This is a genomic window from Bacillus sp. P4_D3 (assembly GCF_056401855.1).
Window position 1 is genome coordinate 1 of the sequence record NZ_JBFUIN010000304.1, and the last position, 3,881, is coordinate 3,881.

Below are 3,881 nucleotides of genomic sequence, written 5' to 3' on the forward strand. Positions count from 1 at the left end.
GTCTTTGCTAGCGATGCCAGTTCTTTCATGGAATGCATAAATTTTTCATMATCATCTTGCGACAATTGACAGCCAACTAATATGACTTTTTCTTTTTCTTCCATCAAATATGTTCACTCATCCTTTTCGAAATTTAAACCTTCTAATATAATAGCAGAGGAAGCATATTTCATCTAGTTAGCGGGGGAGAAAATTCATGGCATGGGAGATTTTTAGCATCATAGGCACAATCGCCTTCGCACTAAGCGGAGCCATTGTTGCAATGGAAGAAGATTATGATATTTTCGGGGTATATATTTTAGGAATGGCAACCGCATTTGGGGGAGGTGCCCTTCGTAATTTATTAATCGGTTATCCAATCGTCGCATTTTGGCAACAAGACATGTTATTCCAAATCGCACTATTATCAATGACGATTATTTTTCTTTTTCCAAATAAATTAATTAGACATTGGAAAAAGTGGGAAAACATCACGGACGCCATCGGTTTATCAGCATTCGCTGTACAAGGAGCACTATATGCTCAAAAACTAGATTTACCAATCAGCGCTACAATCGTAGCTGCTGTTTTAACAGGCATCGGCGGCGGTATTATTCGCGACCTTTTAGCTCGCAGAAAGCCTCTTGTCCTTCGAGCTGACGTATATGCGTTTTGGACGATTTTAGCAGGGTTCTTAATTGGCGCTAAAATTATCGTTAGCGATTGGGCTCTATACACCTTATTCATTTTAATTGTTTGCTTCCGCATGATTTCTATTCATTACAAATGGCATTTACCGCATAGACGTATTGATACAAAGGAACGTTCAATGCATAAATAGCGCTCTAACCTCTTTACATATCGTAAAGAGGTTTTTCTTTTCTAACGAGTTTTTCTTTACATAATGTTCATACTAACTTTTAAAGCGAGGTGAATACAAATGACAAACCATGTTAATAAAGGTGCTCAAAAAAGCTCAGTAGACCAAATTACACACGATCCTAATTCAGCACACGAAAAAAGCGCTAAAATGGAACGCTCCCATAAATCTTACCAAGAAAAAGCGAAAAAAGAGTAACGTACTTATACATCAAAAAACAGACGCACAGTTTACGTACTGTGCGTCTCCTCTTCAAGCATCAAATCCATACTTGATATCCCAATTAAATCATATTTATCATACGTATCCTCTTGTAACAATCGCATAGCTTGTGTGCGAATTGATTTTTCAACAATATTCCGTACGTATCGCCCATTACTAAATGATGTAATTTGTGACGAATACTTGACCGCATGTAAATGATCTCTAAATTTCCACTCTGCTTCTTTCGATAACTGATATTCACGCTCTTCATACATTCTCTTTCCAATTTCCAACAACTGATTTACCGAGTAATCCGCAAATTCAATAATAAACGGAAAACGAGATTGTAATCCTGGATTTAATGAAAGAAAATGATTCATCTCTCTTGAATATCCAGCTAAAATTAATACAAAACCGTGCTGCTTATCTTCCATATGCTTCACAAGTGTATCAATAGCTTCCTTCCCAAAATCCTTCTCTCCACCCCGCGCTAATGAATACGCCTCATCAATAAATAAAATCCCTCCCATAGCCTTCTTTATTAAATCTCTTGTCTTCTGCGCTGTATGACCGATATACTCACCTACAAGATCAGCACGTTCAGCTTCAACTAAATGCCCCTTCGATAAAATATTCATCTCAAACAACAATTTCCCTATCATTCTAGCAACGGTTGTCTTCCCAGTACCCGGATTCCCCCTAAATAACATGTGAAGCACTTGCTTCTCAGACTTCAACCCCACCTCTTGCCTTTTTTTGTTTACATAAATCCAAGCATAAATTTCTTTTATTATCTTTTTTATATCATCCATCCCAACAAGTTTTCCCATCTCTTCTTCAATTCTCTGCAACATCTCATGTTTAGTAGTGGTTTCACTTGAAATTACCGTTTTATTTTCTGGTGCCGGTAACGAAATTTTCTTTCGATGGTTTAATACAATATTAATTTGATTGTTATTTTTCTTACGCATCGATTGTTCCATACAATCACCTCATTTTATCCACTCACCAAATATTATTATTCCAGTCCCTCTTGCAAATGCCTATTTTCAGAAAAGTTTGCTATAATATAAGAAATAATCAAGGTGGTGGGACTATGGAAACAACGGAATTCCATGATACAATACAAGCCTTTTCTATTTTTTTATTGAATAAAGGCCGAAAGTCTTCAACCATTAAACGTTATGTTTATGACATTGAAGATTTTGGACATTGGTTAGAAAAAAACAAAAAGCTCCCTTCCAGTAATATATGGGCAACACTTTGTACAAAAGACTATGAAGATTACTTTTCAGACTTAAAAAAGAATCGACACTACTCTGAGAAAACAATGCATCGTGTATTTATTGTATTAAATAGAATGCATCATTTTCTTAACATTCCAAATCCATTAAAGAATATGGAAATTACTATTCAACCAAACCGTGCATTGCGTAATGAAGATTTCATTTCATGCGAGGAAGAAAAAAGATTAAAGTATATAGTCACTTCATTAGAAGGACTTTCAGAAAAACAACGTCCTGTTCGTCCGTTATTAATGGATCGTAACATTGCCATTTTAAGTCTATTAATCGACTACGGACTATCCTTACAAGAGCTTACAGCATTAACTATGCATCACGTTCATTTTGAAACTAATACACTTTCTATTCCGGCAACCGCAGGAGTAGAAAGAACAATCCCCTTAGCAACCGAAGACAAAAAACAACTGTACACATATTATAAAAGTATTCCAGAACCAGTTCGTCCTAAATATCATAGTAATGACCCGTTGTTTGTCGCATTCGATTTTAACCGCGGAACATACAGATGGGTATATGAAAACGACGCACCAAAAGCACTAACAGAAATCGCTATTCAAAAAATGATCCGACTTGAAGTAGCAAGAGCGAATTTACGTAAAGGCATTTCTGGACAGCATTTCCGGAACACGTTTATTTTACGCCTAATAAAAAAACAAACCCCAGAGCCAGAGATCATAAAATTAGTTGGCTTCAAATCAAAAATTTCACTAAAACGGTATTATCAATATGCTGAAAATAAAAAAAACGCCCTATAATAAGGCGTTTTTTTATTTTTTTCTCGAAACAATCAATTTCATGATGACCATTTAACCATTCCCTGCATCTACTATGATGAGTTTCGTTCACATTCTTATTAGAAAGGAGAGATTTAATGTCTCGCTTTAACGACGATCAAAATAAATACTCCAATCCGTGCTTTCCAACTAGCGCTGGACGCATTCCAACTACCCCAACAATCCCAATTACTAAAGCGCAAATTAGAACATTCCGCGCAATCATTAACGATTTAATAAAAATAATCCCTAAACTTTTCGCCAATCCATCTCCCAAAAACATAGAGGATCTAATAGATACATTGCACCTACTAAGCAAATTCATCTGTTCACTAGACACCACTTCCGCTCTGAAAGCACAAGGATTAGCCATCATTAAAAACTTAATAACTATATTAAAAAATCCAACCTTCGTAGCAAGTGCTGTATTTATTGAACTTCAAAACCTAATTAATTATATACTATACATTACAAAGCTATTCCGAATTGACCCGTGTACACTCCAAGAACTCCTTAAACTAATAGCCGAATTACAAACTACCCTAGTTAATTCAGCTTCGTTCGGTCGAGGACCTACTGGACCTACTGGACCTAGAGGTAAYACGGGCGCTACTGGTGCTACCGGTCCTAGAGGTAACACGGGCGCTACTGGTKCYACYGGTCCTAGAGGTAACACAGGCGCTACTGGTGCTACCGGTCCTAGAGGTAACACRGGCGCTACTGGTGCTACCGGTCCTAGAG

General features: G+C 36.8%; 5 protein-coding genes. 4 read left to right on the forward strand and 1 reads right to left on the reverse strand.

Annotated elements, in window-relative coordinates:
• The first annotated feature begins 196 nt into the window (after positions 1-196).
• Positions 197-820 carry a trimeric intracellular cation channel family protein gene (locus AC1DTM_RS19860; RefSeq protein ID WP_002111257.1) on the forward strand — a complete coding sequence of 208 codons (624 nt, stop codon included), beginning with the start codon at positions 197-199 and terminating at the stop codon, positions 818-820.
• A gap of 99 nt (positions 821-919) precedes the next feature.
• On the forward strand, positions 920-1,057 hold the full coding sequence (locus tag AC1DTM_RS19865) for a hypothetical protein (RefSeq protein WP_477000708.1): 138 nt from the start codon (positions 920-922) through the stop codon (positions 1,055-1,057).
• 32 nt (positions 1,058-1,089) lie between these two features.
• On the opposite strand, the gene spoVK is transcribed toward AC1DTM_RS19865, so the two are convergent.
• Entirely contained in the window at positions 1,090-2,046 is a 957-nt protein-coding gene (gene spoVK, locus AC1DTM_RS19870) for a stage V sporulation protein K (RefSeq protein WP_078180977.1), read from the reverse strand.
• Between the two features lie 113 nt (positions 2,047-2,159).
• Here spoVK and AC1DTM_RS19875 point away from each other — a divergent pair, with 113 nt between their 5' ends.
• Together AC1DTM_RS19875 and AC1DTM_RS19880 are read left to right on the forward strand one after the other, a co-directional pair.
• Positions 2,160-3,122: a tyrosine-type recombinase/integrase gene (locus AC1DTM_RS19875; RefSeq protein WP_016105898.1), complete on the forward strand. Its 963-nt coding sequence runs from the start codon at positions 2,160-2,162 to the stop codon at positions 3,120-3,122.
• Between the two features lie 116 nt (positions 3,123-3,238).
• On the forward strand, positions 3,239-3,881 hold a 643-nt coding region (locus tag AC1DTM_RS19880; RefSeq protein ID WP_477000709.1), incomplete at its 3' end, for a collagen-like repeat preface domain-containing protein.

What these genes read in the sequence shown, in the direction of transcription:
- AC1DTM_RS19865 (WP_477000708.1), top strand. Translation starts at nt 920, where the DNA reads ATGACAAACCATGTTAATAAAGGTGCTCAAAAAAGCTCAGTAGACCAA.
- spoVK (WP_078180977.1), bottom strand. Translation starts at nt 2,046, where the DNA reads ATGGAACAATCGATGCGTAAGAAAAATAACAATCAAATTAATATTGTA.
- AC1DTM_RS19875 (WP_016105898.1), top strand. Translation starts at nt 2,160, where the DNA reads ATGGAAACAACGGAATTCCATGATACAATACAAGCCTTTTCTATTTTT.
- AC1DTM_RS19860 (WP_002111257.1), top strand. Translation starts at nt 197, where the DNA reads ATGGCATGGGAGATTTTTAGCATCATAGGCACAATCGCCTTCGCACTA.